This is a genomic window from Pseudomonas putida, from assembly GCF_050989985.1.
Classification (GTDB): domain Bacteria; phylum Pseudomonadota; class Gammaproteobacteria; order Pseudomonadales; family Pseudomonadaceae; genus Aquipseudomonas; species Aquipseudomonas putida_AI.
Genome location: NZ_CP158815.1, coordinates 3,228,272 through 3,252,246, shown reverse-complemented (window position 1 = coordinate 3,252,246; position 23,975 = coordinate 3,228,272). Strand labels below are relative to the sequence as shown.

General features: G+C 54.7%; 15 protein-coding genes and 7 pseudogenes. 8 read left to right on the top strand and 14 right to left on the bottom strand.

What is annotated here, in order from left to right:
• Positions 1 to 31 precede the first annotated feature (31 nt).
• The 3 genes from ABTV29_RS15125 to ABTV29_RS15115 all read right to left on the bottom strand — a co-directional run bounded on the left by ABTV29_RS15125 (position 32) and on the right by ABTV29_RS15115 (position 2,396).
• On the bottom strand, positions 32 to 955 hold the full coding sequence (locus ABTV29_RS15125) for a universal stress protein (RefSeq protein ID WP_433771512.1): 924 nt from the start codon (positions 953 to 955) through the stop codon (positions 32 to 34).
• Positions 956 to 1,059: 104 nt separating this feature from the next.
• Positions 1,060 to 1,281 carry a hypothetical protein gene (locus ABTV29_RS15120; RefSeq protein WP_433771511.1) on the bottom strand — a complete coding sequence of 74 codons (222 nt, stop codon included), beginning with the start codon at positions 1,279 to 1,281 and terminating at the stop codon, positions 1,060 to 1,062.
• 41 nt (positions 1,282 to 1,322) lie between these two features.
• Positions 1,323 to 2,396 carry an NAD(P)-dependent alcohol dehydrogenase gene (locus ABTV29_RS15115; RefSeq protein WP_433771509.1) on the bottom strand — a complete coding sequence of 358 codons (1,074 nt, stop codon included), beginning with the start codon at positions 2,394 to 2,396 and terminating at the stop codon, positions 1,323 to 1,325.
• Positions 2,397 to 2,669: 273 nt separating this feature from the next.
• Between ABTV29_RS15115 and ABTV29_RS15110 the strand changes: the two genes are divergently transcribed.
• Entirely contained in the window at positions 2,670 to 3,590 is a 921-nt protein-coding gene (locus tag ABTV29_RS15110; RefSeq protein WP_433771507.1) for a universal stress protein, read from the top strand.
• Positions 3,591 to 3,639: 49 nt separating this feature from the next.
• Positions 3,640 to 4,545: pseudogene (locus tag ABTV29_RS15105) on the top strand (amino acid ABC transporter substrate-binding protein).
• Between the two features lie 201 nt (positions 4,546 to 4,746).
• On the opposite strand, the gene ABTV29_RS15100 reads toward ABTV29_RS15105, so the two are convergent.
• The 3 genes and pseudogenes from ABTV29_RS15100 to ABTV29_RS15090 form a co-directional block, all read right to left on the bottom strand.
• Positions 4,747 to 4,857, bottom strand: coding sequence for a hypothetical protein (locus tag ABTV29_RS15100; RefSeq protein ID WP_433771505.1), 111 nt, complete (start codon positions 4,855 to 4,857; stop codon positions 4,747 to 4,749).
• 428 nt (positions 4,858 to 5,285) lie between these two features.
• Positions 5,286 to 6,659 (bottom strand): annotated as a pseudogene (locus ABTV29_RS15095) (transposase).
• Between the two features lie 197 nt (positions 6,660 to 6,856).
• The gene (locus ABTV29_RS15090) at positions 6,857 to 8,758 is read right to left on the bottom strand and encodes a potassium transporter Kup (protein ID WP_433771891.1); all 1,902 of its coding nucleotides are present in this window, start codon (positions 8,756 to 8,758) and stop codon (positions 6,857 to 6,859) included.
• A gap of 703 nt (positions 8,759 to 9,461) precedes the next feature.
• Between ABTV29_RS15090 and ABTV29_RS15085 the strand changes: the two are divergent.
• Positions 9,462 to 10,538, top strand: a pseudogene (locus ABTV29_RS15085) (diguanylate cyclase).
• 774 nt (positions 10,539 to 11,312) lie between these two features.
• Here ABTV29_RS15085 and ABTV29_RS15080 read toward each other — a convergent pair.
• Positions 11,313 to 11,528, bottom strand: a complete 216-nt coding sequence (locus ABTV29_RS15080) for a hypothetical protein (RefSeq protein WP_433771503.1) — start codon at positions 11,526 to 11,528, stop codon at positions 11,313 to 11,315.
• A gap of 516 nt (positions 11,529 to 12,044) precedes the next feature.
• Between ABTV29_RS15080 and ABTV29_RS15075 the strand changes: the two genes are divergently transcribed.
• Complete coding sequence (locus ABTV29_RS15075) at positions 12,045 to 12,254, top strand: hypothetical protein (RefSeq protein WP_433771501.1); 210 nt, start codon at positions 12,045 to 12,047, stop codon at positions 12,252 to 12,254.
• 66 nt (positions 12,255 to 12,320) lie between these two features.
• Here ABTV29_RS15075 and ABTV29_RS15070 read toward each other — a convergent pair.
• The 6 genes and pseudogenes from ABTV29_RS15070 to ABTV29_RS15045 all read right to left on the bottom strand — a co-directional run.
• Positions 12,321 to 12,428, bottom strand: a pseudogene (locus ABTV29_RS15070) (LysE family translocator); the annotation flags it as partial.
• Positions 12,429 to 12,441: 13 nt separating this feature from the next.
• Positions 12,442 to 13,455: a threonine ammonia-lyase, biosynthetic gene (gene ilvA / locus ABTV29_RS15065; RefSeq protein ID WP_433771499.1), complete on the bottom strand. Its 1,014-nt coding sequence runs from the start codon at positions 13,453 to 13,455 to the stop codon at positions 12,442 to 12,444.
• 342 nt (positions 13,456 to 13,797) lie between these two features.
• On the bottom strand, positions 13,798 to 14,934 hold the full coding sequence (locus tag ABTV29_RS15060; RefSeq protein ID WP_433771889.1) for a methyl-accepting chemotaxis protein: 1,137 nt from the start codon (positions 14,932 to 14,934) through the stop codon (positions 13,798 to 13,800).
• A gap of 6 nt (positions 14,935 to 14,940) precedes the next feature.
• Positions 14,941 to 15,417, bottom strand: a pseudogene (locus tag ABTV29_RS15055) (MCP four helix bundle domain-containing protein); the annotation flags it as partial.
• 94 nt (positions 15,418 to 15,511) lie between these two features.
• Positions 15,512 to 15,952: a CBS domain-containing protein gene (locus ABTV29_RS15050; protein WP_433771498.1), complete on the bottom strand. Its 441-nt coding sequence runs from the start codon at positions 15,950 to 15,952 to the stop codon at positions 15,512 to 15,514.
• Positions 15,953 to 16,602: 650 nt separating this feature from the next.
• Positions 16,603 to 16,683, bottom strand: a pseudogene (locus tag ABTV29_RS15045) (transcriptional regulator); the annotation flags it as partial.
• 289 nt (positions 16,684 to 16,972) lie between these two features.
• Between ABTV29_RS15045 and ABTV29_RS15040 the strand changes: the two are divergent.
• The 4 genes and pseudogenes from ABTV29_RS15040 to ABTV29_RS15025 form a co-directional block, all read left to right on the top strand.
• Positions 16,973 to 17,260: pseudogene (locus tag ABTV29_RS15040) on the top strand (PAS domain-containing protein); the annotation flags it as partial.
• Positions 17,261 to 17,425: 165 nt separating this feature from the next.
• Positions 17,426 to 18,544: a methyl-accepting chemotaxis protein gene (locus tag ABTV29_RS15035; RefSeq protein WP_433771887.1), complete on the top strand. Its 1,119-nt coding sequence runs from the start codon at positions 17,426 to 17,428 to the stop codon at positions 18,542 to 18,544.
• Between the two features lie 24 nt (positions 18,545 to 18,568).
• A complete protein-coding gene (locus ABTV29_RS15030) occupies positions 18,569 to 21,217 on the top strand; it encodes an EAL domain-containing protein (RefSeq protein ID WP_433771496.1) in 2,649 nt (882 codons plus the stop codon).
• A gap of 944 nt (positions 21,218 to 22,161) precedes the next feature.
• A complete protein-coding gene (locus ABTV29_RS15025; RefSeq protein WP_433771494.1) occupies positions 22,162 to 22,425 on the top strand; it encodes a hypothetical protein in 264 nt (87 codons plus the stop codon).
• A gap of 269 nt (positions 22,426 to 22,694) precedes the next feature.
• Here the strand turns inward: ABTV29_RS15025 and ABTV29_RS15020 are convergent, their stop codons facing one another.
• Positions 22,695 to 23,936 (bottom strand): MFS transporter, encoded by a 1,242-nt coding sequence (locus tag ABTV29_RS15020; protein ID WP_433771492.1) that lies wholly within the window; start codon positions 23,934 to 23,936, stop codon positions 22,695 to 22,697.
• Positions 23,937 to 23,975: the final 39 nt, after the last annotated feature.

The window sequence follows — 23,975 nt, the reverse complement described above, 5'->3', positions numbered from 1 at the left end:
GCCAACGGTCCATCGCGGGGCGATCCAGTCCTCAGGATTGCAGCATTCGCTCCGGTTTAATCGCCAACACACTGCACGGCGCCCGATGTAAAAGCTGTTCGGCCGTCGTACCCAGCAGTTTGCTCAAACCCTTGTGCTGCACCGTGCCCATGACGATGACATCCGTGCCATGTTCAGCGGCGAATTCACAAATACTCGCCACGGGTGCACCCTCCTTGAAATGACGACGATCCACAGGTACGCCGTGGCGTGCGGCGATGGCCGCGAACGCCTCGTGTTGAGCCGCTCCCAACGCTTCATAAATCCCGGAAGCCAGCGGCAATGCACCAAAGCCCATGTCCTTAACATATACAGCCGTCCAGTCATACACATGCAACAACTCAAGACTGGCATCACAGACGGTGGCCAGTTTCGCCGCAGCGTCGATAATCTGGTCGTTGAACACTCGGTCCTGATCTTCATCGCGCAACACATCAATGATGGCCAGAATGTGATGTGGCCGGGGATTTCGCGACGTGGTCACCAGATGCACCGGCACCGGACAATCACGCAACAGTTGCCAATCCAGCGGCGCGTAAAACACGCGCTTGAGCGCCGATTCCTCCTGGGCGTCCTTGATGATCATCGCCAGTGGCATCTCGTTGATAAAGTGCAGGATCTCTGCGTATGGATCCTGTACCCACACCACCTCGCTGGTAACCTCGACGCCATGTTTGCTCATCGAAGCTGTCTGATCGGTGAGCCATTGCCGATGGGTTTGCAGATAGCCGTCCCGGGCCAGGCTGAATTGTTCCGGGGCGAACAACCCGGCGACCGCCAGGACCTGTGAATAGTCGAACGCCACGATGTGCAACGGTAAATGCATCGCCAGTGCCAGCGCCGCTGCCCGGTCGAAGGCCGGGGTATGCATCATGGCCGAAGGGGCGATCAAGAGTAAACGTTGAGTCTGTGACATGGAACACCTCGATACGCGGCCATTTCAATCCAGTTTTAGAACTACAGATTGATTGCTACCTGCTCTGACAACTTGATTTTTGTCAGTTACCCGCGCGATGTCCCTCAGGAGAGCCCCGTGGGGTCAGCTGTTCTGGCGTCGGGCATTAATCTGGTGATGGCCGCCGCAGAAGAGGGAATGGGCCAAACATGCGGCGCTTCAATTCGTGCATTGAGTTGGCCAACGAACGATTGCGCTTCTCCCAGGCTATTGAAGTTCACTTGCAGGGCATCCAAGCACACGACCCAGCAATGGCTTGCAGGTTTCTCCCTGATATCAATGATCATAGGTACCTCCATTCAACATCGAGAATCGCCCCGTACACGCCTCATGGCGTAATCGCAACTTTCATCACACCGTCCGGTTGGTGAGCAAACAACTCATAGGCCGCCTCGATATCCTCGAGTTTGAACCTGTGAGTCACCAGCGGCGAAAGGTCCACTCCACCGCTTTGCACCACCGCCATCAGACGACGCATGCGCTCCTTGCCGCCTGGGCACAGGGTGGTGACGATGCTGTAGTCACCCAATCCTGCGGCAAAGGCGTCCAAGGGAATGCGTAGATCGCTGGAGTAGACACCGAGGCTGGACAGTCGACCGCCCGGACGCAGTACCCGCAGCGCGGACTCGAATGTCGCTTGGGTTCCCAGTGCCTCGATTGACACGTCGACACCTCGCCCATCGGTCAGGGCCATGATCTGCTCGACCACGTTACCGTCCTTGAAATTGACGACATGGGTCGCACCCAGTTTTCGTGCAACGCTCATCCGCTCAGCCACGGCATCGACACCGATAATCGTCGTCGCGCCCTTCAGACGCCCACCTGCCACAGCACAAAGCCCTATGGGTCCAAGTGCAAACACCGCAACGGTATCGCCAATGGAGACTTCCCCCCGTTCGGCCCCGGAAAACCCGGTAGACATGATGTCGGGGCACATCAACACCTGCTCGTCACTGAGTCCGTCAGGAATCGGGCACAAATTGGCCACGGCGTCCGGTACCAGCACGTACTCGGCCTGGCAGCCGTCAATGATGTTGCCGAACTTCCAGCCCCCGGTGGCCCGGAAACCATGTCGGGTGTCCGGACTGTCCTGTGAGCCGCAACCACAGAGACAGGCGTAACTCTGTCCACTGGGCGTGATGGCCCCGGCAATCACCCGCTTGCCTTCGACAAAGCCCCGTACCTGCGACCCCAGCCGTTCAATGATCCCCACCGGCTCGTGCCCCACGGTCAGGCCCTTGGCCACTGGATACTCACCGCGCAGGATATGCACGTCGGTGCCGCAAATGGTTGTGGTGGTGATACGGATCAACGCATCCAGCGGCCCAACTTCAGGGATGGGCTTGTCTTCCAGCACGATCCGATTCCGTTCAACGAAAACAGCCGCTTTCATGGTTGCCATGGTGTTCTCTCCTTTGTCTTGCGCAAGCCAAGGTTCAGCACAAGCCCAAAGACTGCGCCGGCGCGATGGACGAAAGATTGATAATGGTCAACAACTTCATCACTAGACCAGACTTCGACGACCGCACGTCGGGCCATATCGTTCTGCCCCCTTCCAATTGACAAAGATCAAACCGGGCGCCCGGGTCCTCAGCAAGATAAGTGCAAGGCTGCTTTGCCCAAGGCCGTAGCCATTGGTGCGAGCAATTGCGCGATTACCTACCGGAGACTCGTCATGTCTGAACAATCACGTTTCATGCTGATCGTTTCACCGTTGATGGAAAACAGCCCGGCCTTCGATCGGGCAGCCGCACTTGCCAAGGCATCGGATGCAGCACTGCATATCGTGGCGTTCGATTACCTGGAAGGGCTGGCGACGGCTGGAATGGTCAACGAACAGGCGCGAGAACAGATGCGCCTGGGCTACGTCGAACGCCATCGTCAATGGCTCGAAGATCAGGCCAGACCGCTGCGTAAAATCGGCGTTCACGTCACCACTGAAGTGGTCTGGGTGGAGCGGCCGTTGCAGGAAATCCTCATCCATCTGAAAGAACAACAGATGGCCGTTGTGATCAAGGCGCTGGAACACGAATCCCTACTGTCACGCCTGATGTTTACCCCACTGGATATCCATCTGCTGCGCGAGTGCCCGGTACCGCTGCATTTTGTCAGCCATATGCACCACGCCTTGCCGCGCAAAATTGTCGCCGCCGTCGACCCTTTCCATCGTGATGAGCAATATCAAGGCTTCAATGACAGGATTCTGCGCGAGGCATCAAAACTGGCAGCTACCTGCAACGCCGAACTCGACGTGATCTACGCGCATGACCTCTCATCCATCAGCGCAGATGAATTTGGCTTCAGTAATGGCTCGGCATTTTTTTCTTCGAGCAAAGCCAAGACCCTGTTCGACGCACAAGCGGATGCATTCCGTGATCTTTGTGAACGCAATGGAATCCCATCCGAGCGCCAGCACATGATCATGGGCAATCCGGCCAAGGTGCTTTGCAGCTATGCCGGTGCTTATGACACGGATGTCATTGTCATGGGGCGCGTCGGTCACGGTGCCATAGAGCGATTAGTCGGCAGCACTGTGGAACATCTGATGTACAAGATGCCATGCAGCGTGTGGGTGGTTTCACCAGAAGTCATCTGAGCGATGGATCATTGCCGATCAAAAGAAACACATGACGGGAGAATGAGAAGTGAACGCTCAACCTGCCAAGGTCGCCTACCTGCTTCTCGTCTGCCTACTTTCCCTCGTACCAGTAGTCGCGAGGGCCGATACGCTTGAACGGGTGCGTAACAGTCAGTCCGTAGTTCTGGGCTATGTGCCTGACTTCGCACCGTTCAGTACCCAGGTCGGTGACAAGGCCAGCGGATATGCGATCGATCTCTGTCAGGGCATCTTCAATACAATAAAAACCGAGTTGAATTCGCCGTCATGACAAGTTCGTTATCAGCCGGTTCCATTGGGTGAAGAAATCAGCGCTGTCGGTACTGGGAAAGTCGACATTCTCTGCACACCGACGCCAGTAACACTGGAGCGTCGCAAAATCGTCAGCTACTCGATTCCTATCTACACGTCCGGCCTATCGGCCGTAGTCAACAAAAATACGACTAACGCACTACTCAGGGTACTGAACGGGGATGTGGTTAAAACCGGCCCGACCTGGCGTACAGACATCAATCGCGCACTGTCCAACATGACTTTTTCCACCATCGTTGGCGGTGTGACCGAACAGTGGATTAATCAACAAGTGCGATCGTTAGGGGTGGTCGCTACGCTCGTGACAGTGCAAGACACCGCCGCTGGTCTCAAACGTGTTGCCGATGGAAAGGCCGATGTTTTCTTCGCTGAGCGCACAATACTCAAACATGGCCTCGACGACAAATACGCTACCGGGAACCTTGTACTGTTTGATCGAATTTTTGAGTATTCAACGACCTCAATGATGGTCGATCACGACGATGAAAACTTCCGACTGTTGGTCGAAAGCGCGTTAACTGAAATGTACCGTAGTGGCGAAATTGAGCATGCATATGACGAACATTTAGAGGGGATAAGCGACACCTCTCGTATGTTATTCAAGCTCTATGCCCTACCCTGATTGATGATGCCTGGGTACCAGGCTACAAATCGCACTGTTCGACAACCAGCGAGGTTAAGACGCTCCATTTCATGAGAACACGCTTTGCATCACCAGACGTTGTTGCTCCACATGCATCACCATGTTGCCGGGGGCCGTGGAGGCGCCGGGTGGTGGGCCGACATAACGCAGCGATGCCATTGCCGGGACAATATCGCGCAGCTAGTCATCCACGTACTTCCATGCCCCCTGATTGCGCGCCTCCTCCTGGGCCCAGACCACCGATTGCAGGTTGGTGTAGCAAGCGAACTCATGGGTCAATGCCGGGTACATGCGGAAGCTCGCCAGAGCTGGGTTGAGCTAGGGCCGCGATGATTTCAGTGCCCTGTCCGCGGGCCAATCGGTGTCTCTGATACGTCACGACAGTGCACAAGCCTTGATGCAAGCAATTATCAGCGAAACACCACTGGTATTTGCCAAACTTTGGGCCTCCGGGAAATTAAAGCGGGTGTACCCGGATTCGGCATTGTGGGTTTGGTTAGCTTGTAAGGCAGGAAGAACGGTTGGGTCGATTCAGCCTGTCATGACGGGCAGGAATCGGCCAATTCTGTTGAAAAGTCGGATTTTCAGATCGCCTGAACTCGGGCACGATCGCCATTGGAGAACCTACTCACCACATTGAGTGGTTTTTCGGCTCCTCATTGACCTTTGCGACTCTGTTAGTGGGTTAATTTGAGGTTTTTGGCTGAGCGCAGACGCATCTATCCCGTGACCGGTGGCCCTTGAGAGGTAAATTTGGCCAGCCGTCGCAGATTCTGCACCGCAGCGGCCAGCGTGAACTCATCGGTCGCGCCACTCATGCCACGTAGCCGCAGGCGATCCAGTTTCAGGATACGTTTGAGGTGGGCAAACAACATTTCGACCTTCTTACGTTCGTGGCGAGAGCGCATGTACTGCGCTGTCGCTACGATGCGCCGAGCCACATCACGAGCGGCTTCATGGACGCTGCGAGCGATCTTGCGGAACGCGGTGTTCGGGCAGCACTTGGCTTTCATCGGGCAAGCAGCGCAGTCGGTCTACCGGGATTGGAAGATGATGGTGTTGGCTTTGGTAACATGCGAACGCTCGTTCTTGAAGGCTCGCCATTCGCTACGTAATGCGTTGCCGGCCGGGCAGCGGCATTCCTCAGCCTCTTCATTCCAGTGGAAATCGTTGCTCGAAAAACTGCCGCTCTTGCGCTCGGTTTTATCCCACACCGGCACGTGCGGTTCGATGTCTTTTTCTACCGCCATCCAGGCCAGCATTGGTGCGGTGCCGTAAGCAGTGTCGCCGATGAGGCGCTCCGGCTTGATGTCGAACTGCGCCTCGACCCGGTCGATCATGATCTTGGTGCTCTCGACCTCGGCCGTGCGATGAGCCGGAGTGGGTTCCACATCCACGCTGACACCGTGCTCGGTATCGATCAGATAATTCGTGGAGTAAGCGTAGAACGCTGGGCCACCTGGAGCCGCGGTCCAGCGAGCCTGCGGATGAGTCAGTGATAAACGCTTCGGTAGCGTTTCGGCCAAAGCCTCTTCATCGAGGGCTTCAAGGTACTCACCCACGGCGCGGGTGCTCAGGGCCGGATCGCTCCAGTTGACCGGTTCATCACCCGGTACGCCGCGCTGCCGACTCGCATCCGCTTTGATGATGCTGGCGTCCACGGCAAAGCCTTCGCCCTTGACCAAACCCGCATCCATGCAGCGACGCAGCACCTCATTGAACAACCAGCGAAACAGACCGCTGTCCCGGAAACGGCCGTGCCGGTTTTTGGAAAAGGTTGAGTGATTAGGAACTTCATCTTGAAGACTCAACCGGCAGAACCAGCGATACGCCAGGTTCAAATGGGCTTCTTCGCACAACCGCCGCTCGGAGCGAATACCGTAGCAATAGCCCACGATCAGCATGCGGATCATCAGTTCAGGATCAATCGACGGGCGCCCAATCGGGCTATAAAAATCGGCGATGTAGTGGCGCAGGTCACTCAGATCGAGACACTGATCAATACTGCGCAGAAGGTGATTGGCGGGGATGTGATCTTCAAGGTTGAACGAGTAAAACAGTCGCTCCTGCCCACTCGATAACTGTCCCATCATGCTGCGTGCTTCCCTGCTGGCCGATGCGAGAATTTTGCCGCAGGCCAGACGGGGGAGCTACTTTTTCAACAGAATCGGCCAGGAGCAGATACTCATGAAGCCCGGGATCAACTGCTGAAACAGACGCTGATCACGGTGGTCTTCATGCCTCTTACTCTTCGAACAAACAAGACCGCCAGTGCGGCCTTGCTAATTCCTTACATCTCAACCTGTGTACCCAGTTCTATCACCCGATTCAACGGCAGCTTGAAGTACTTCAGGTTGCTATTGGCATTCTTGAGTAAAAAGGCGAACAGGCTTTCTCGCCAACGAGCCATACCGGCGCGTTTGGTCGGGATCACCGTTTCTCGGCTGAGGAAGTAGGTGGTGCGCATCGGACTGAAGTCCAGTTCAGCCAAGTGACAGAGACTCAACGCCAAGGGAACATCGGGCTCCTCGATAAAGCCAAAGTGCAGATTGACCCGGAAGAACCCTTCGCCATATGTTTCAACCTCAAACCGTTGGTCAGCACTCACACGAGGACTGTCTTCAGACACCACAGTGAGCAACACCACTTGCTCATGCAAAACCTGGTTATGCAGCAGGTTGTGCAGCAGCGCATGCGGAACGGCATCGGCCCTAGCCGTTAGAAACACCGCCGTGCCTTGCACGCGATGGGGAGGTTGCGTGCGGATGCTACCGATGAACAGTGGTAGAGGCAGTGCGGTTTCGTCCAGCCGTTCAACAATGATCTTGCGACCCCGTTTCCAGGTGGTCATCAAAATGAACAGGCCGATACCAGCAATCACCGGGAACGCACCGCCTTGGAAGATCTTTGGTGCATTGGCCGCAAAGTACAGGCAGTCTACTAGCAGAAATCCGAGCAGCATCGGAATGGCCAACCAGCGCGGGGTTTTCCATAGAAGCAGGACCACCGCCGAGGACAAGATGGTGGTAATCAACATGGTGCCCGTCACCGCGACGCCATAAGCTGCGGCCAAAGCGCTGGACGACTCGAAACCAAGCACCAGCAGCACAACACCGACCATCAACGCCCAGTTAACCGTGCCGATGTAAATCTGTCCCTGCTCCTGACTGGAGGTGTGCTGGATAAACATGCGAGGGACATACCCAAGCTGGATGGCCTGGTGAGTCAGGGAAAAAGCGCCGGAGATCACGGCTTGAGAAGCGATGATGGTCGCCAGTGTGGAGAGCGCGACCATCGGTAGCAGGGCCCAACCAGGCGCGAGCAAATAAAACGGATTGCGCACCGCTTCCGGATTCTCCAAGATCAAGGCACCTTGGCCAAAATAATTGAGTACCAGTCCTGGCAACACCAATATGAACCACGCGCGGGCAATGGGCTTTCGACCGAAGTGCCCCATGTCGGCATACAGTGCTTCGGCACCTGTCAGCGCGAGTACCACCGCACCAAGGATGGCTACACCGATTCCCGGATGAGCGATAAAAAAATGCGCTCCCAAATATGGATTGAGCGCTTGCAGTACTTCCGGCCGCTGGAAAATGCCATAGATCCCCAGCGCACCCAACACTACAAACCACAGCACCATCACTGGGCCGAACAGAATACCGATGCGAGCCGTGCCGTGCTTCTGTATCAAGAACAGCGCCACCAGCACGATCACTGATGAGGGCATTACCCAGTGCTCGATTCCGTCGAACGCCAGCTGTAGTCCTTCAACCGCAGAGAGCACCGAAATAGCCGGGGTAATCATGCTGTCCCCGTAAAAAAGTGCCGCTCCAAACAGGCCGAGTAGCACCAGTACCTTACTCATGTGCGGATAAGATGCTGCCGCGCGGCGGGCTAATGCCGTCAACGCCATGATGCCGCCTTCGCCCTGGTTGTTGGCACGCAGGATGAACAGCACATATTTGATCGAGACCACCCAGATCAGTGACCAAAAGATCAACGACAAAATGCCTAGCACTCCGTCGTGATTCACCTGAACTCCGTAGTGGCCGGAAAAGACTTCTTTCAGCGTGTAAAGGGGGCTGGTGCCAATGTCCCCGTAAACCACTCCAACGGCGGCGACAAGCAAGCCCACTCCTGACGTTTTGGATGGGGATTCTACAGGTTCACTGGTCACCGTTTTACTCAAGGGTAGCTTCACTCAAATTTCGGGGGAAGGAAGTTCACGCCATCCTTGGGCAAAACATTGCCAGCGTCATTAGAACTGCAGGCGCTTGGACGGTCTGAAAAATCGCGGCCAGTATCCTTGCGGACAAAAACGCCTACCGTAAAGAAAGCGTAAAAGTTAAACGGCAGCCCCAAGCCATTCTGATAAATCGCCCCCTGATGTTACAAACATAAATGATCGGCAATTGGGCGTTTGCGCCCACCCGCGACAGGCAGCAATCGGCCTATTCTGTTGAAAAAGTCGGCTTTCCAAAACTCCCAGAACATTGGGCGGTGAACGCAGTTTTCAGCACGCTGCTACGTAAAATTTCAGCCCGAAGACCTCTGCGAAAATTCAGGACTTCAATCTCGGACGCGTACTTTCTGCCGTGGAAACCGAAGCAGATTTTTCAACACAATCGGCCATAATCAGCCCGTCAGATGTGCCTATGAAGCCAGCCAGGACAGATTCAGAAGTCGCTCTGCTGGCGATACAATATTATGATCGAAACGCCAGCGAGACTTGTACGATCGTGGCGGGCCAGGAGCCAGAGCGGTTTGCCTAAGCTTTGAGAGCGCTTGCAAGAACGCTCTTCACCCTCGCGTTAATATTGAAGAATGTTTATGCGAATTACGCGATTAGCAGCAACTCCAGCAATAGACAATAACGATCGAGGGAGCGAAAGATGAATAGTAATGGAATAACGGAAAATAAGATTGGCAAAGGACGGTCTTTTGCCAAACGAATCTACCTGCCACGCGTTATTGGCCTGGCGATTGGCATGCTGAGCGTACTGGCCGCCATTGCGCCGCTGGGCCTGCCGGGATGGGTATGGGTACTGTTGCTTTTCAACGGCTTGGTTTGGCCGCATCTGGCTTATCAATTGGCCACCCGTGCTAGTGAGCCGTATCAGGCGGAGCGGCGCAACTTACTCTACGACTCAGTGATGGGTGGGTTCTGGACCGCGACCATGCAGTTCAATCCGTTACCTGCCGTAACCATCCTTTCGATGATGACGATGAACAACGTAGCTGCAGGCGGCCAGCGTTTATTCGTGCATGGCGCGCTGGCCCAAGTTGTCGGAATTCTGCTTGCGATGACACTGTTCGGCCCGCAGGTGCAACTTACTGTAACCGCCCTACATATCTACGCCTGCTTGCCGATGCTGACGCTCTACCCATTAGCACTGGGCTGGGTCTGATATTGCCTGGCCATTAAGCTCGCCGACCACAAGCGCCGTCTTAGCGCCCTGAGCTGTACCGACAGTCTCACCGGCCTGCTCAATCATGGGGCGTGGAAGGATTTGCTTCACCTGCAGTTTTTCACCTGCCGGCAGGAAAGCTTCGAAACGGTGATCGCGATCATTGATATCGATCACTTCAAACAGATCAACGACACTTACGGCCATCTCGTTGGCGACAGCGTGCTACGCCAGCTGAGCGCCGAACTTAAGAAAAATCTTCGCAAAGGTGACCTAGCCGGTCGCTGCGGTGGAGACGAGTTCTGTGTGATTCTGCCCAACAGCCCACTGAGCCACGCCAGCGAAATTATGGAGACATTGCGGGGGGCAATGGGCAACTACCGCAATGAGCAACTCCCTGAGCTGCGAGTCAGCCTGAGCATCGGCTTGGCGTCGTGCTGCAGTGCAATGACCGACGCCGCAGATTGGCTCAACGAAGCCGACAAGGCGCTGTATGTGGCCAAGAACAGTGGGCGCGACAAGGTCCATTTCACCCAAGGCGACATCGTCAACGCACCTTGAGTCGCGGGAAATATTCTTAACAGGAATGGCGGCAGCGGTGCCGTTCTGCGAGTACAAACAGCTAGGCCTGAGTCATCAAGAGCTACCTAAACTGACCATCCAACGGACCAATAAACCCTCCCGTCGACTCCAATTTCGAAAGGCTTGATGTACTAGCCAACTGCCGCACCAGAGACGATTACAGAACGCTTTAAGCCTTACCCAAGAGTTTTTGGAACCTTACCCTTTACCAGCTACTCATTCTATTAGGGCCTATTTCTGACATGGTGATTTATGACGGCGAGCGAGGACCTAACTGATTGGAACGGTCGCTGGAAAATCACTAACGGCGTCGTGTCTTGCCGACGCTGCCAAGCACAGCAGAAAGAAATTGATCGTAATGAAGCGTTCGTCCATTCCTCAGCTTGTGGCTATTCAGGACAACGGCGTAACCCGTGGGATGACTTGGACGCAATCTGCAAAAAGTTCGGTGGAACCAGCTAGGCCTTCATCAGTAAGCAACGCTCTATGACTGGCATTGCAGTGACAGCTTTGGGTCGTTCTCTGCCGGTCATGGCCACACAGTGTGATGTTCAAATCCGATGCAAATGATTGGTCAGGTCGAGTACAAATGGGCGGGCATATCTGTGCTTTCCCACTCGCCTCGGGATGCGGCTGAGAAGCTCCAGCGCCCGCGATGGTTTGCCGCTTGCTAGTTTCTCTGTACTAGAAAAGAAGGTCTAGCCGGGCCTCGATGGCACGAAGAAGCGAGGCAAAGAACTCCTGCGAGACCGATCACGCAACCTTGATGGCGCCGCCTTGGATTTCGTCTCGAGCCATTCGCAAATCATGGGCGTCCTGGTTGAGTCGGTGAATCATGTTGAGCAGACGTTGACGAAGCACCTCGTTCTGAAGCTGCTCTGCTGCACGCATCATATCGAGCGCCGCTGCCTCATTATTTGTTGCCACGGAGTCGAGCAGCTTGCGCAAGCTTCTTGATGGCCGACTCATCTCCACCTTCCCCTAAATTTCAATGACGCGGATCATATGGATGGAATGTTTCGCTCAGTTTCAGCTGGGGACGCGGGTCAAGACGCGTTGTCATAAATTGTCGCAGCTCAGTCCCGCATAGTTGTTGAAATCATTATGTCTTACCGGTACTTGTAGGACACCACTCTTCAGCAGGGAATGCACCATGCAGCCAAGATTCAGAGTGATCGAGACGACCAGACTTGACGATGGCATCAAGCAATTTCGGGTTGTGGATCTCGTCGAAGGAGGTTCAGCTAGCAAGCATGGTGTCTTCAAGACCAGGGGCGAGGCAGAGGCGGTTTGTTCGCTCCTAAACGGCGAGCATCCACGTCAGCATGGTGTAGGTCGTACGCCTCTGAGTCTTTGATCCACTCATTTCGGAACGCCAAACGCCGATGGCTATTCGGACTTGGCGAGTGCCTATCGCAAAATCATGAATCACCGTTTTTCAATGTTGCCTCCTGCTACGCTTTTCTTTTTCATGGAGGACTTGAGATGTCGAATGCAGACCTACTCCCTTCCCTGCTATTCAAAATCAACCAAAATCAGCTGGCCCTTGATGCCGCCATCATGGAGCTCACGCTTTGGGTCGAACAGCGTGGCTCAGTTGATGTAGCCGAGAACGTACGGGGTGCGCTGCAAGCCATCAGCAGGAACGAGGAGTTCATCAATATGACGCTCGCGGTGCTCATGACGCCAGAGTGACGATTTCGATCCTGATAGATCAGCCGGGCCCTATTGGCCCGAAGCAGCGACTAACCCGCCCTCCTCTTATGCACTCTGTCGACGCATAGTCAGGATGGATGCTCCGAAACAGATGAAGGTCGATCCCACCACACGGCTAACCTATCTTGGTACCACTGGCCTGGTCAACACGCCTTAGAATCCTCCATTACACTGAAGCCTCGCTGATTGCAGCGCGTTCGGCCACATGCCGTAAAGAGTCAAAATTGATATTGGCACCCGAGTCGATGGCGATCAGGGTCTGATCTCGCACACCGTTTTGTGCAACGTATTTCTTGATGCCGGCAACGGCTAGAGCACCAGAAGGCTCGGTGATAGAGCGCGTATCGTCGTAGATATTTTTCATTGCAATGCAAAGCTCATCGTTACTGACAGTCACCACCTCATCGACGCAAAACCTACACACCTCAAATCCATGGGCACCGACCTGCGCGACCGCCACACCATCGGCAAAGGTGCCAACGCTTGGCAGCGCCACTCGCTCATTTGCATGTAAGGCTGCATACAAACAGGCTGAATGTTCCGACTCGACGCCAACGATCCGCACTTCAGGCCGCAAGTATTTGACGTAAGCCGCGATGCCAGCGATCAAGCCGCCACCACCCACGGGCACAAATATGGCATCCAGCGCACCTTGATGCTGACGCATTATTTCCATGGCGACCGTACCCTGCCCTGCAATGACATCCGGATCATCGAAAGGCGAAACAAAAGTTTTGCCGGTTTGACTCGCCAGTTTTAGCGCATGAGACAAGGCAAACGGAAAGCTTTCTCCATACAACAGCGCCTCGGCACCGCGACTGCGCACGCCCCCCACCTTCAGCTCAGGCGTCGTAGCGGGCATCACGATGCTTGCCTCGATGCCTAACTCCCGGGCCGCTAGTGCGACACCCTGGGCATGGTTACCTGCGGAGGCGGTAATCACACCCTGAGCCTTTTGCTCATCGCTCAGGTTCACCAGCTTGTTGTAGGCGCCACGGATCTTGAAGGAAAAGGTCGGTTGCAGATCTTCGCGCTTGAGCAGGATCTGGTTGCCCAATGCCAAGGATAGTGCGGGTGCGGGCTGCAGGGGCGTATGCACGGCCAGTTCGTAGACCGGTGCGGCGAGGATCTTTTTGACGTACTGCTCAAGTAGGGTTTGTTGGGCGAGTGTACTGGGCATGATCGTCTCCTGACATTGATCAGAGCCCCGAGACAGAAATGAAAACCCGCCTCTAGGGCGGGTTGGGTGCTGCAGTCGTGAGCTAGCCCGCCAAATGAGGAATGGCGGTGATAATGCTTGGCTGGCAGCGCAATACGATGGAAGTCATGCCCGAAAATTAGCTGGCTGCTGATTGCAAGTCAACAGCTAAACTTTATGAGCCTCGGCAATCAGACACTCTGTTCGTTGACCCAAGAAAAGAACCATGAAATCCGTCGCCCACTCGACGCTACGGGACAGACTGTTCTGTAAGAGAGCATTGAACTATCAGTTCTTCGCTAGCAACGGGCAAAGCGTGCAAGCTCAGACTCTAAAACGCGCTACCGTCTCGTGCAGTGCTCCTGCCATCTGCGCCAACTCCAGACTTGCTGCCTGGGTTTGCTGCCCACCCACTAAGACCTGGTCGGACACGTTACGAATCCCAACCAGATTGCGATCCACCTCACGCGCCACCAAGGCCTGCTCCTCCGTGGCACTGGCGATCAGTAGGTTGCGCTCATTGATCTGCGAGATCGAATCGGCAATTTCCTCCAGCGCATCGCCTGAGCGTCGAGCGACTTCCAGAGTCGACTGCACCAGGAGACTGCTGCTTTGCATGGCGTTAACAGCGTGCACGGTATCGAGACGAATAGTGCCAATCATCTGTTCGATTTCCTGGGTCGACACCTGAGTTCGATGAGCCAGCGCCCGCACCTCGTCAGCGACCACCGCAAAACCCCGTCCGGCATCGCCAGCACGAGCGGCTTCAATCGCCGCGTTGAGGGCCAACAAATTGGTTTGCTCTGCAATGCTGCGAATCACATCAAGCACCGAGCTGATTTCTTGCACACCCTTGGCCAATTGCTGGATACGCACTGAGGTATCCGTCATGCCATCCGCCAGTGCTCCAATTGAGGAAACTGTTTCCTGAACTTGCTCGCGGCCGCGTTGCGCAGTTTGTTCAGACACCCGCGACGCCTCACTTGTGCTGACTGCGTTGCGTGCAACCTCGTCGACGGCCGCCGTCATTTGATTGACCGCCGCCGCAGCCTGTTCGATCTCCAGTCCCTGCTGCTGTAAGCTACCACTTGTCTGGCGACTGACCGCGCTCAGCTCTTCGGAGGAGCTTGCCACCTGTTCGACCGAGGCCGCGATCTGCTTCACCATCGCATTCAAGCTCTGCTGCATCTGGTGCATGTTCATCATTACGCTGTCGTCAGAACTTGCGTTCAATGGCACTTGAATCGTCAGGTCTCCTTGCGCGATTTGACTCAAGACTCGTGCGGCATCAACCGGTTCTCCACCCAAAGGTCGGGTGACACTACGCGTCACGATGACCGCAGCAACGATGACCGAGGCCAGGCAGAACACAAGCAACCCCAGCATGTTCAGACGCGCATCGTTGTACAGCGTCTGTGCCGATTTTTCGCGATCGGCAAAGATCTGCCCTTGCAGCACCATCAAGGAATCCAGGCTTTTATAAACCTGCTGTTCGGCTGGGACGACGTGCTGTTTCAACTGCGTCATCGCGGCATCAAAAGCGCCTTGCCTGATCAACACCTGCACCTGGGTGAACGCAGAGACGTAAGCCTCACGGTTCTGTTTCAGGGCAGCATAGGCGGCCTTGCCATCCGGTGAATCTAACAATGACTCAAGCATTTCGAGTGCTTGGCTGATGCGCTTTTTAGTGGCATCAATTGCCTGTTGCGCTTGCTGATTCTCCTTATCGATCAGCAAATCCCTGGTGTTCCTAGCGTTGTCCCGTACGCCTGTGGCAATGATCAGAATCGGGTCAATTTTCGGCCAGTCCTGTTTGACGATCACCATTGCCTGTTCCTTGAGCGTTGCTAGATCGTGCAGCGCGTAGAACGCCAGGCCGATTAATACCAACGGCGCAATTGCAAATCCGATAGCAATACGTCGTGCCGTGTTTAACTTGGCCATATCAAATGCTCCATGATTAATACCTGCCCAACGGGCATCACATCTGTGAACTCCATGTGCCCATGAGCCCTACATCCGCAGTACGCTCGGTGGTTCAATGCCCGCGAATATAGTGTTCCAACTGTCTGATCAGATCGGCCTGCTCGACGATGGCTTCTTTCACCAGATCACCAATCGACAAGAGACCAATCAATCGATCACCTTCCACCACAGGTAAATGACGCAGATGACTGTCGGTCATGACCATCATGCAACGCTCGATGCTCTGTTGACTGTCTGCCGTCACGACAGGAGCGCTCATGATGGCCCGGACTGGAGTACCGACTGAAGATCGCCCCTGTAGAACGACCTTGCGCGCATAGTCACGCTCGCTGATAACGCCAACCACCTGCCCCTTCTCAATCACTGGAAGAGCTCCTACGTTCTTTTCAGCCATCATCTTCAGCGCTTCATACACCATCTGATCTGGCGCAATGCTATGTACCTGCTGGTTTTGCTTGACCTTCAGTTTCAGCAATTGTGCGGCTGTTTTCATGTACGGCTCCGAAGTGAATTACGGATTAAAAACGCAAAAAAAAACGCCTGAAACCATTCGGTTCCAGGCGCCTTTGCCTGTTCTTTTGCAGTGTTAAAACCTGAGATCCCTGCCTGAGGTACCAAAGTTATTCATGGTCTGTTCGACAAATCGATCATCGTTGACCGAGAAGGTATCCAGAGGAATATGTGGTAGGTAACCCTGATGTAGTTCTTGCAGCCTTTGTGCCAGCCGGCAGCACAACCACTTCATCCTGTGCGGAATTCCAGGCTCCCGAGCTATAGTTGATTATCACGGTGACCGCGATCCAAACGAGTTTCTGTAGCGTGAGTAGGCATCCCGAAAACCGAATTGCCAAGGTCAGCGAATCAACGAGCTTTGGTTTAATGGAGGTGAAAGCACATCGCGTCGCTTCCGATTGGTGCACATTGTTAAGCACAAAGCTTTACAACAGTGCATGGCCTGGTTGGTTCAATCGCTCGGCAATCCGCATTGCTAGTTTCCAGGGTCTCGGCGTGATCGCATCTCCTGCTGCTACACCAAGTCGAGCGTGGCAATGGCTCCAACAACCTTGATATCAGACGGGTAATGAAGCACTACTCTGCATAAAAAAGGGTCTTGCTAAAGTCCCTTTTCTACTCAAACCAACATCACTTGGCCAGCCAAGACTCGACAGTGTCAGAGCCGCACTCAGCTTTCCATTTTTTCAGAGTCTGGTGATTGCCACCTTTGTTTCTACGATTTCGCCAGGAGACCGCTCACGTTGTGTGGCTGGGGAGATCGCGACAATGCCTCTCAATATTTTTGACGGCAAGAAGGTTTAAATACTGTTTGCCCTCCTCGACCCCCCCCTGTGTCTGGATCGTTTTCGGCTAAAAGGTTTGAGTGGTGCATAAGAGGAATTTCAACTGAGTGCCGTTGCCCATAACTCATTTCAACAACCATCGTTAACCTTATTAAAATTGTGGCAATAGCACCAATGATGGCATAATGGCCATACCGTATGCCTTTTTGTAGGAATTGACCTTGCGTGCAACTCAAACGAGTACGACTGTTGAGCAAACTTTCCCCGACCAGCAGCGCTTGATCTCCGCTACAGATGCCAGCGGCAACATCACCTACTGTAATGACGAGTTCACGAAAATAAGCGGCTACTCCCGTGAGGAGTTGATCGGTAGCCCGCACAATTTGGTTCGCCACCCCGATATGCCACCTGCTGTTTTTGGGATGATGTGGAGCTACCTGAAAGCCGGTAAAAGCTGGATGGGAATCGTAAAAAATCGCTGCAAGAATGGCGACTATTACTGGGTCAGTGCGTATGTCACACCCATTCTCGAAAATGGCCACCTGATAGGCTACGAGTCCGTCAGGGTCAAGCCGACTCGCGAGCAGATTGAACGTGCACAAGCACTGTATCAGCGGTTACGGGCTGGCAAACAAGCCGTTCCCAAAAGGCGTCACTGTGCCGCGTTTATGGGCAGGCTGATTCTGCCGATAATTGCGGCACTGATCGCTTTCGGAGTGATTAACACACTGCCGAGTCTGCTGGCGCAGTCAATAATCGCCATGCTCTTTCTAGCCATGGGATGGTGGTCATATACGCGTGAAGGCAACCAACTCAATCGAATTATTAAAGGCGCTCCTGATGCTTTCAGTGATCCGATTAGCGCCCTCACCTACAGCGATATATACGGCCCTTCAGCGCAGCTGGAAATGATACTGATCAGTGAGGATGCGCGCCTTAAAACCGCACTCACCCGGCTCAGTGATCTGGCTAGCCAGGTGGCTGAAGCCGCTGCAGATTCCTCCCTGCTCTCCAACCAAACTGAACATGCCTTACTCAAACAGCGGGCCGAAACGGACATGACCGCAGCCGCAATGACTGAAATGGCTGCATCAATCAGTGAGGTGGCGGGGCATGTTCAACAAACCGCCACTGAGGCACAAACAGCGAATGAACTGGCCGAACAAGGCGACAAAGTAGCTGGCACCACTAGAGAGGCGATTCAACTTCTGGCTCGCACAGTCACAAACATCAGCGCAGCAGTAGACAACCTCGCCAATGAAACGCAGCAAATTATGACCGCTGCCGGGGTGATTCAATCTATTGCGGATCAGACCAACCTGCTGGCCCTTAACGCTGCAATTGAAGCCGCCAGGGCTGGTGAACAGGGCCGGGGTTTTGCTGTGGTCGCTGATGAAGTTAGGGCGCTGGCCAGTAAAACCCGCGTGTCCACCCAACAAATTCAGAGTGTTATTGAAACCCTTAAAATGGGGGCTGATGAGGCAGTGAGCATTGCCAGGCTCGGTATCCGCGAGGCAGATCACGGCGTACAACAAGTTATAGAGGCGCAGGGAGCGCTTCAAGGTATTCGCGAAGCGGTTGAGCGTATCAGTGGCATGAGTCAGCAAATGGCAGCCGCTTCAGAAGAGCAGGCGCATGTAGCGGAAGATATTGCTCAACAGATCAACAATGTCGCAGGGACGGTTGATCGAACAGCTAAAAATGCTAATGCAGCAGTAGCTCGTGGCAGTGAGCTGGAGACTACATCTCGTGGTTTACGGGCACTGGTTGAACGCTTCAACAGGTAGTTAGGCCTAGGGAGAGGGCTTGCCTTGATTATCGACCTAATTAATGGAGCGACATTGCTTTTGGCTTTGTGCTGGCTCCACGCGTTCATCACGCGCCACTGGGACAGAGACAGCATAGCCATACAGTTGGTGTTTGGCCTGCTATTTGGCGCGATTTGCGTGATTGGTATGCTAAATCCCATCTCGCCAGAGCCCGGAATATTCTTCGACGGCCGTAGCGTAGTTCTAAGCATGGCCGCGCTATTTAACGGGCCACTGGTAGCCGGCGTTGCCGGCCTAATCGCTGGTATTTACCGGGTATGGATGGGCGGCAGCGGTATGGGGTTTGGTCTGGCAGAGATCGGCCTATCCATATTGTTTGGCCTGCTGTACCGGCATTTTTCCTTGAGCGGCAAACTCACTATCGGCCCTTGGCAGCTGTGGTTTTTAGGCCTGTTAATGCAGGCTTTGGATATGCTGCTGTTGCCCGCTGCACAAGCAGCATCTAGCCTGGAACAGACAGCTGTTCCCTTGCTCCTGGTCATGCCTGTTGCGACGCTCGTACTTGGTTTGATGCTCAAAGAGATCGAGCAACGCAAACGAACAGAATTCGCCCTTCAACTTAGAGAGTCGCGCCTACGCGCAATCACCGAGGCGATCCCTGACACCCTATTGGTGCTGGATGAAGATGGACTTTATCTTGAGGTGACCCCTTCGAAGAAAGAGGCGCACAGCGGTGCCCTGACCGCACGTATTGGCCAAAGCGTGTACGACGTATTGCCTCAAAGCGAGGCCGAGCGCTTTATGGAATTCATACGAGAGACCTTAGCCAGCGATAGACCGCAACTCATCGAATACACTCGGCAGAGCGCAGATGGCATAAAGACACTTGAGGGTCATGCTCAGCGTCTGGATATTCAACTCAACGGTAAGCAGGCGGTGGTGGTACTCGCCCGCGATATAACCCAGCGGGTCGATGACGAACATGAATTGCGCATCGCAGCCGCCGCGTTTGAAACGCAACAAGGCATGATTATCACCGACGAGTTCAACCGCATCCTGCGAGTGAATCAGGCCTTCAGCACCATAACCGGATACAGCCGCGAGGAAGCTGTTGGACAGCGAACCAGCCTGCTCAGCTCTGGGCGCCAGAGCCTGGCGTTTTATCAAAGTATGTGGCAGCAGCTCAAGGCAGTGGATCGCTGGCAAGGCGAAATCTGGAATCGGCGTAAAAACGGAGAAATTTTCCCCGAATGGCTGTCGATCAGCGCGGTGCGAAATACTCAGGGCCAAGTTATCAATTACGTCGCATCAATTGACGATACCTCCGAGCGTAAGGCCGCCGAGGAGCGTATCCAGCGTCTTGCCTTCTTTGATGGACTAACCGACCTACCCAATCGGAGTCTTCTCCTCGATCGCTTGCAACACGCGCTAGATGGTTGCATGCGTAGCGGCGAATGCGCAGCGCTGATGTTTCTCGACCTCGACGGATTTAAGAACATCAACGATCTGCATGGACATCATATTGGTGACAAAGTCTTGTGCCTTGTCGCTGCACGGCTCAACGGCGCGGTGCGGGTGAGTGACACAGTGGCACGCCTTGGCGGCGATGAGTTCGTGGTGCTGCTTGAACATCTGAATAAGCAACCAGAACAGGCTGCCATGCAGGTCGAGCATGTCACGACATTAATGCTAGCGACACTGGCCGAACCTTACCAAATTGGCGAACTAGAACTGCGCAGCAGCGCGAGTATCGGCGTAACACTGTTCAACGACGAGCCTCACTCGATAGATGAGCTCATGCAACGCGCTGACCTGTCGATGTACGAGGCAAAAGCTGCGGGTAAGCACACTGTGCGGTTCTTCGATCCACGCATGCAGGAGGCTGTTAGCGAGCGCCTAAACCTAGAACAGGAAATCCGTCGAGGCCTACTGTTCGAAGAGTTCATCCCCTACCTACAGCCGCAGCAAGATGACACAGGTCGTCTGGTAGGCGCCGAAGTACTGGCACGCTGGCAACACCCTCAACGCGGCGTGCTTAGTCCAGCTGCCTTTGTTGAGGTGGCTGAGCAGGCCGGCTTGATTGAGACGCTGGATTTGCAAATGCTGCAGAAGGCTTGCCGTCAGCTAGCATTGTGGCAACACCAATCGTCAACGGCATCGCTCAGTTTGTCCGTCAACCTAAGTGCACGGCTCCTCTATCAGCCAAACTTTGTTGAGCGAGTGCTTCAGATTTTGGAGCAAAGTGGTGCAGATCCACACAGACTGAAACTTGAACTTACCGAAACACTACTCCTTGACGACTTGCCAAGTGCCGTTGCTCGCATATGTGAACTCAAGGCCCATGGAATTCGCTTCTCAATCGACGACTTTGGCACGGGTTACTCGTCGCTGGCCTACTTGCAGCAACTATCGCTAGATCAATTGAAGATCGACCAGTCTTTTGTTCGCGAGCTGCCGGGTGATTCAAACAGTCTTGCGATTGTCCGAGCCATCTGTGCATTGGCCAGCAGTCTGCAGCTTGAGGTGATTGCCGAAGGGGTAGAGAGTCATGAGCAACACATCGCTCTCCTGGAGCTCGGCTGCCGGAGCTTCCAGGGCTACCTATTCGGCCGGCCAATGCCACTGATAGAGCTTGAGCGTGTAATGCTGTCTAGTAGCCTCCACGCCGGAACAGAAACAGCACTCGCTTGACCAACGCCTTCAGAGCGTAGCTGTATCCACCGGTCGATTTATCATGGACAGATCGAAGTTAGAACTTCCACACCATGAGCCTTGAACCAAAGCTCTTCTCCTTCAAGCCATCCAAAATATCCTCGTGCCATACCGCTAGTCGTGGGCTTCGTACCGAACGCTACGAGCCGCTGACCTCCGCCACAGGCGACAATCGGCCAAAAGCAGCCGTCCGAGAGTGCCTTTCAATGCTGGGTTTCACACCACTGGTCGCTGCTTGGGCTGATTGGTTATCTCAGCAACCACTCCACAAGAATAAGGGTCATGGCCGAGCCTAATGTAAGGATCCCGATTCCGAAGGTGATTCCAAGTAGTAGAGGATGATTCCACACGGCTTCGATCTCCGGTTTCGATGATTCAACGAATGTTGAGTACGAGCAGCGGAGCAATAACCAAGCCAGAGGTTAGGGGTGGCTACTTCTGCACGGCAGGTGCCTGTTACCTCCTGGAGATTCCTCCACCATCGGGGGCGGTTTCCTTAAATACGGTGCTGGATTGCCATGTATGGTGTCGACATCGCGGCTGTTTGCTTTCATCAGATTGCCGCAACCAGAGAAAATGAAAATGGCGCTGTCGGTTGCCTGTAAGAATATGGGGTGAGCTCGCCTCACTAGCCACTTCAGGGAGCAGCTGATTGGGAGCTGTGATTAGCGAGGCGAACAAATAAAGTTTAGCTCAATCCATCATCTTGTCTTACACACAACCCACGATTTCCAACCTCATCTGCTAGCCAGCCTTCTTACTCCCCCCTGCGTCTTGTCGAGGAGCTACATCTACGGTTGGCCGTGGACGAATTGGGGTTTGTTCTGTTGTGCGGATATAAAGGATCCTAACCTGATGGCGTGATCCCTTGAAGTAAGCTATTTGTGTTCTACTCGGCATGCAGGCGGATCAAGGAGAGGCAGATGGCCACTGATTTTGCGAAAGGTCGCTACAACGTTTATGCAGGTCGGGGCCCCATGGATGAACTGATTGGGCGTCTTGATAAAGACGAGTTCGTACGTAGCAATTCAGGTGATCTCCTCTTCCGAATTGATGGTGACAATGTGTACACCGCAGGCCCAAGCGCGAAATATATCGGCAATATCGTCATAACAGAATGCGGTCAAGCGTTGGTCGTCGATGCTGCGCATGTCGCTTTGCTGACCATCGCGCCTCAGCAAGGATAAGGCGGCGTTTGCCGTTAAAGGTTTGTAACGCGTTGGTCTAGCCGGACCGTTACGCGTGCTGCCGAACCATGCCCAACTTAGATCTCGCTAACCGTCCTTAATCTCTGATAGCAGTGTACAGATCAGAATCAGCTCAATCGTGGCGCGCTTTCGGCGATCGCGGGGTTTCTACTGGCCATTTCGGCGCGTAGCGAGGTGCGCCATGAACGAAGCCGTTAGCATCAGTGCAGCGCTGATCCAGGCAAAGTGCGGTCTATATCGTAGTGAGTTCATGAGGAGTCTCCCTCAAGCTGGACGTGCCGGCACGCTGTGAGCAGTGCCAGATCGTAGATGATCTTGAGCACACCGCATGCGAGCAGCGGCGCCGTGAGCCAACCCAGCCCGATCAATCCGCTGGCGATAGTCGGGGCAATAGCGGCGGCGAGACTACGCGGCACCGCTGTCAGGCTCGCAGCAGCCGCTCGCTCCGCCGGTGTTACGACGGCCATGACGTAGGCACTGCGCGTGGGCACGTCGAGCTGCGACAGCGCGCTGCGGAGCAACAGCATGAGTAATGCGAGCGGCAATGACGGCATGAAGGCCGCTGCGATCAGGCACAAGCTTGATGGGATGTGCGTGAAGACCATCGTGTTCAGCAGGCCAATCCTGCGCGCAAGTGGCGCCGCTGCCAGTTGAGACCCTGCGCTCAGCAAGCCCGTGCAGAAAAAGTACTGTCCGGCAGCGCCGATTGAGAGGTCGAACCGCGCCATGAGCCAAAGCGTCAGCAACGCGTTGACGACCAGTCCGCCAGCGAATGCATCAACGCTGAAGAGCAACGCGAGGCGAACGACAATCCACCGTGACGGCCCGAGCGACGCGCAAGCCATGGTCGACGCGGGCTGATACGTAGGCATTCTTTGGTATAGCGCCAGGATCGCCAGCCCCGACAGTGCATAGAGGGCAAACATGCCACGCATGGCCGAGAGCGCGGCGACGCCGAGATGAGCAGCGATCCAATCGGGTGCTCCGGCCAACAGAGCACCCAGAGCACCTGAGAGTGCTCCAACGAGGCTGTAGCGTGCAAAAAGTGACGTGCGTGCCTGCGCTTCAGACGCTTCGGCCAGGCACGCGTGCTCGATAGGGAGGAACATGCTGACATCGCCCGCACTGGGATTCATCGTGCCGAGGAACGCCACTACGAGCAGGGGCCATAGCGTCGAGAAGCTGGAAAAGCCGATGCCCGTTGCCGTCATCACCAAGGCAGCGATCAGCAGCAGTGAACGGTGTGAAAAGCGATTGCCCAGCATTCCGATCAGCATCGTGGCGATCGCGGAACCGAGCAGCGTTGATGTGCTGATCAGCCCGACAGATAGGGTCGACATGCCCAGTGCTAGAAGATAGGCCGGAAGCAGCACCGCAATGTAACCATCACAAAAGCCTCGCAGGCTCCTCGCCACAAGCAGCCGCCACACGCCTGCCTCGACGCCCACCAGAGCGAGTGTTGATGAGAGGCGTGTGGGGCGAGGAGTCATCGCGAAACCTCCAACGTGCATTCGTAACTTGAATACTGG

What these genes read in the sequence shown, in the direction of transcription:
- ABTV29_RS15020 (WP_433771492.1), bottom strand. Translation starts at nt 23,936, where the DNA reads ATGACTCCTCGCCCCACACGCCTCTCATCAACACTCGCTCTGGTGGGC.
- ABTV29_RS15120 (WP_433771511.1), bottom strand. Translation starts at nt 1,281, where the DNA reads ATGATCATTGATATCAGGGAGAAACCTGCAAGCCATTGCTGGGTCGTG.
- ABTV29_RS15100 (WP_433771505.1), bottom strand. Translation starts at nt 4,857, where the DNA reads ATGTACCCGGCATTGACCCATGAGTTCGCTTGCTACACCAACCTGCAA.
- ABTV29_RS15025 (WP_433771494.1), top strand. Translation starts at nt 22,162, where the DNA reads ATGGCCACTGATTTTGCGAAAGGTCGCTACAACGTTTATGCAGGTCGG.
- ABTV29_RS15110 (WP_433771507.1), top strand. Translation starts at nt 2,670, where the DNA reads ATGTCTGAACAATCACGTTTCATGCTGATCGTTTCACCGTTGATGGAA.
- ABTV29_RS15050 (WP_433771498.1), bottom strand. Translation starts at nt 15,952, where the DNA reads ATGAAAACAGCCGCACAATTGCTGAAACTGAAGGTCAAGCAAAACCAG.
- ABTV29_RS15075 (WP_433771501.1), top strand. Translation starts at nt 12,045, where the DNA reads ATGTCGAATGCAGACCTACTCCCTTCCCTGCTATTCAAAATCAACCAA.
- ABTV29_RS15125 (WP_433771512.1), bottom strand. Translation starts at nt 955, where the DNA reads ATGTCACAGACTCAACGTTTACTCTTGATCGCCCCTTCGGCCATGATG.
- ABTV29_RS15080 (WP_433771503.1), bottom strand. Translation starts at nt 11,528, where the DNA reads ATGAGTCGGCCATCAAGAAGCTTGCGCAAGCTGCTCGACTCCGTGGCA.
- ABTV29_RS15115 (WP_433771509.1), bottom strand. Translation starts at nt 2,396, where the DNA reads ATGGCAACCATGAAAGCGGCTGTTTTCGTTGAACGGAATCGGATCGTG.
- ABTV29_RS15060 (WP_433771889.1), bottom strand. Translation starts at nt 14,934, where the DNA reads ATGGTGCTGCAAGGGCAGATCTTTGCCGATCGCGAAAAATCGGCACAG.
- ilvA (WP_433771499.1), bottom strand. Translation starts at nt 13,455, where the DNA reads ATGCCCAGTACACTCGCCCAACAAACCCTACTTGAGCAGTACGTCAAA.
- ABTV29_RS15035 (WP_433771887.1), top strand. Translation starts at nt 17,426, where the DNA reads ATGGGCAGGCTGATTCTGCCGATAATTGCGGCACTGATCGCTTTCGGA.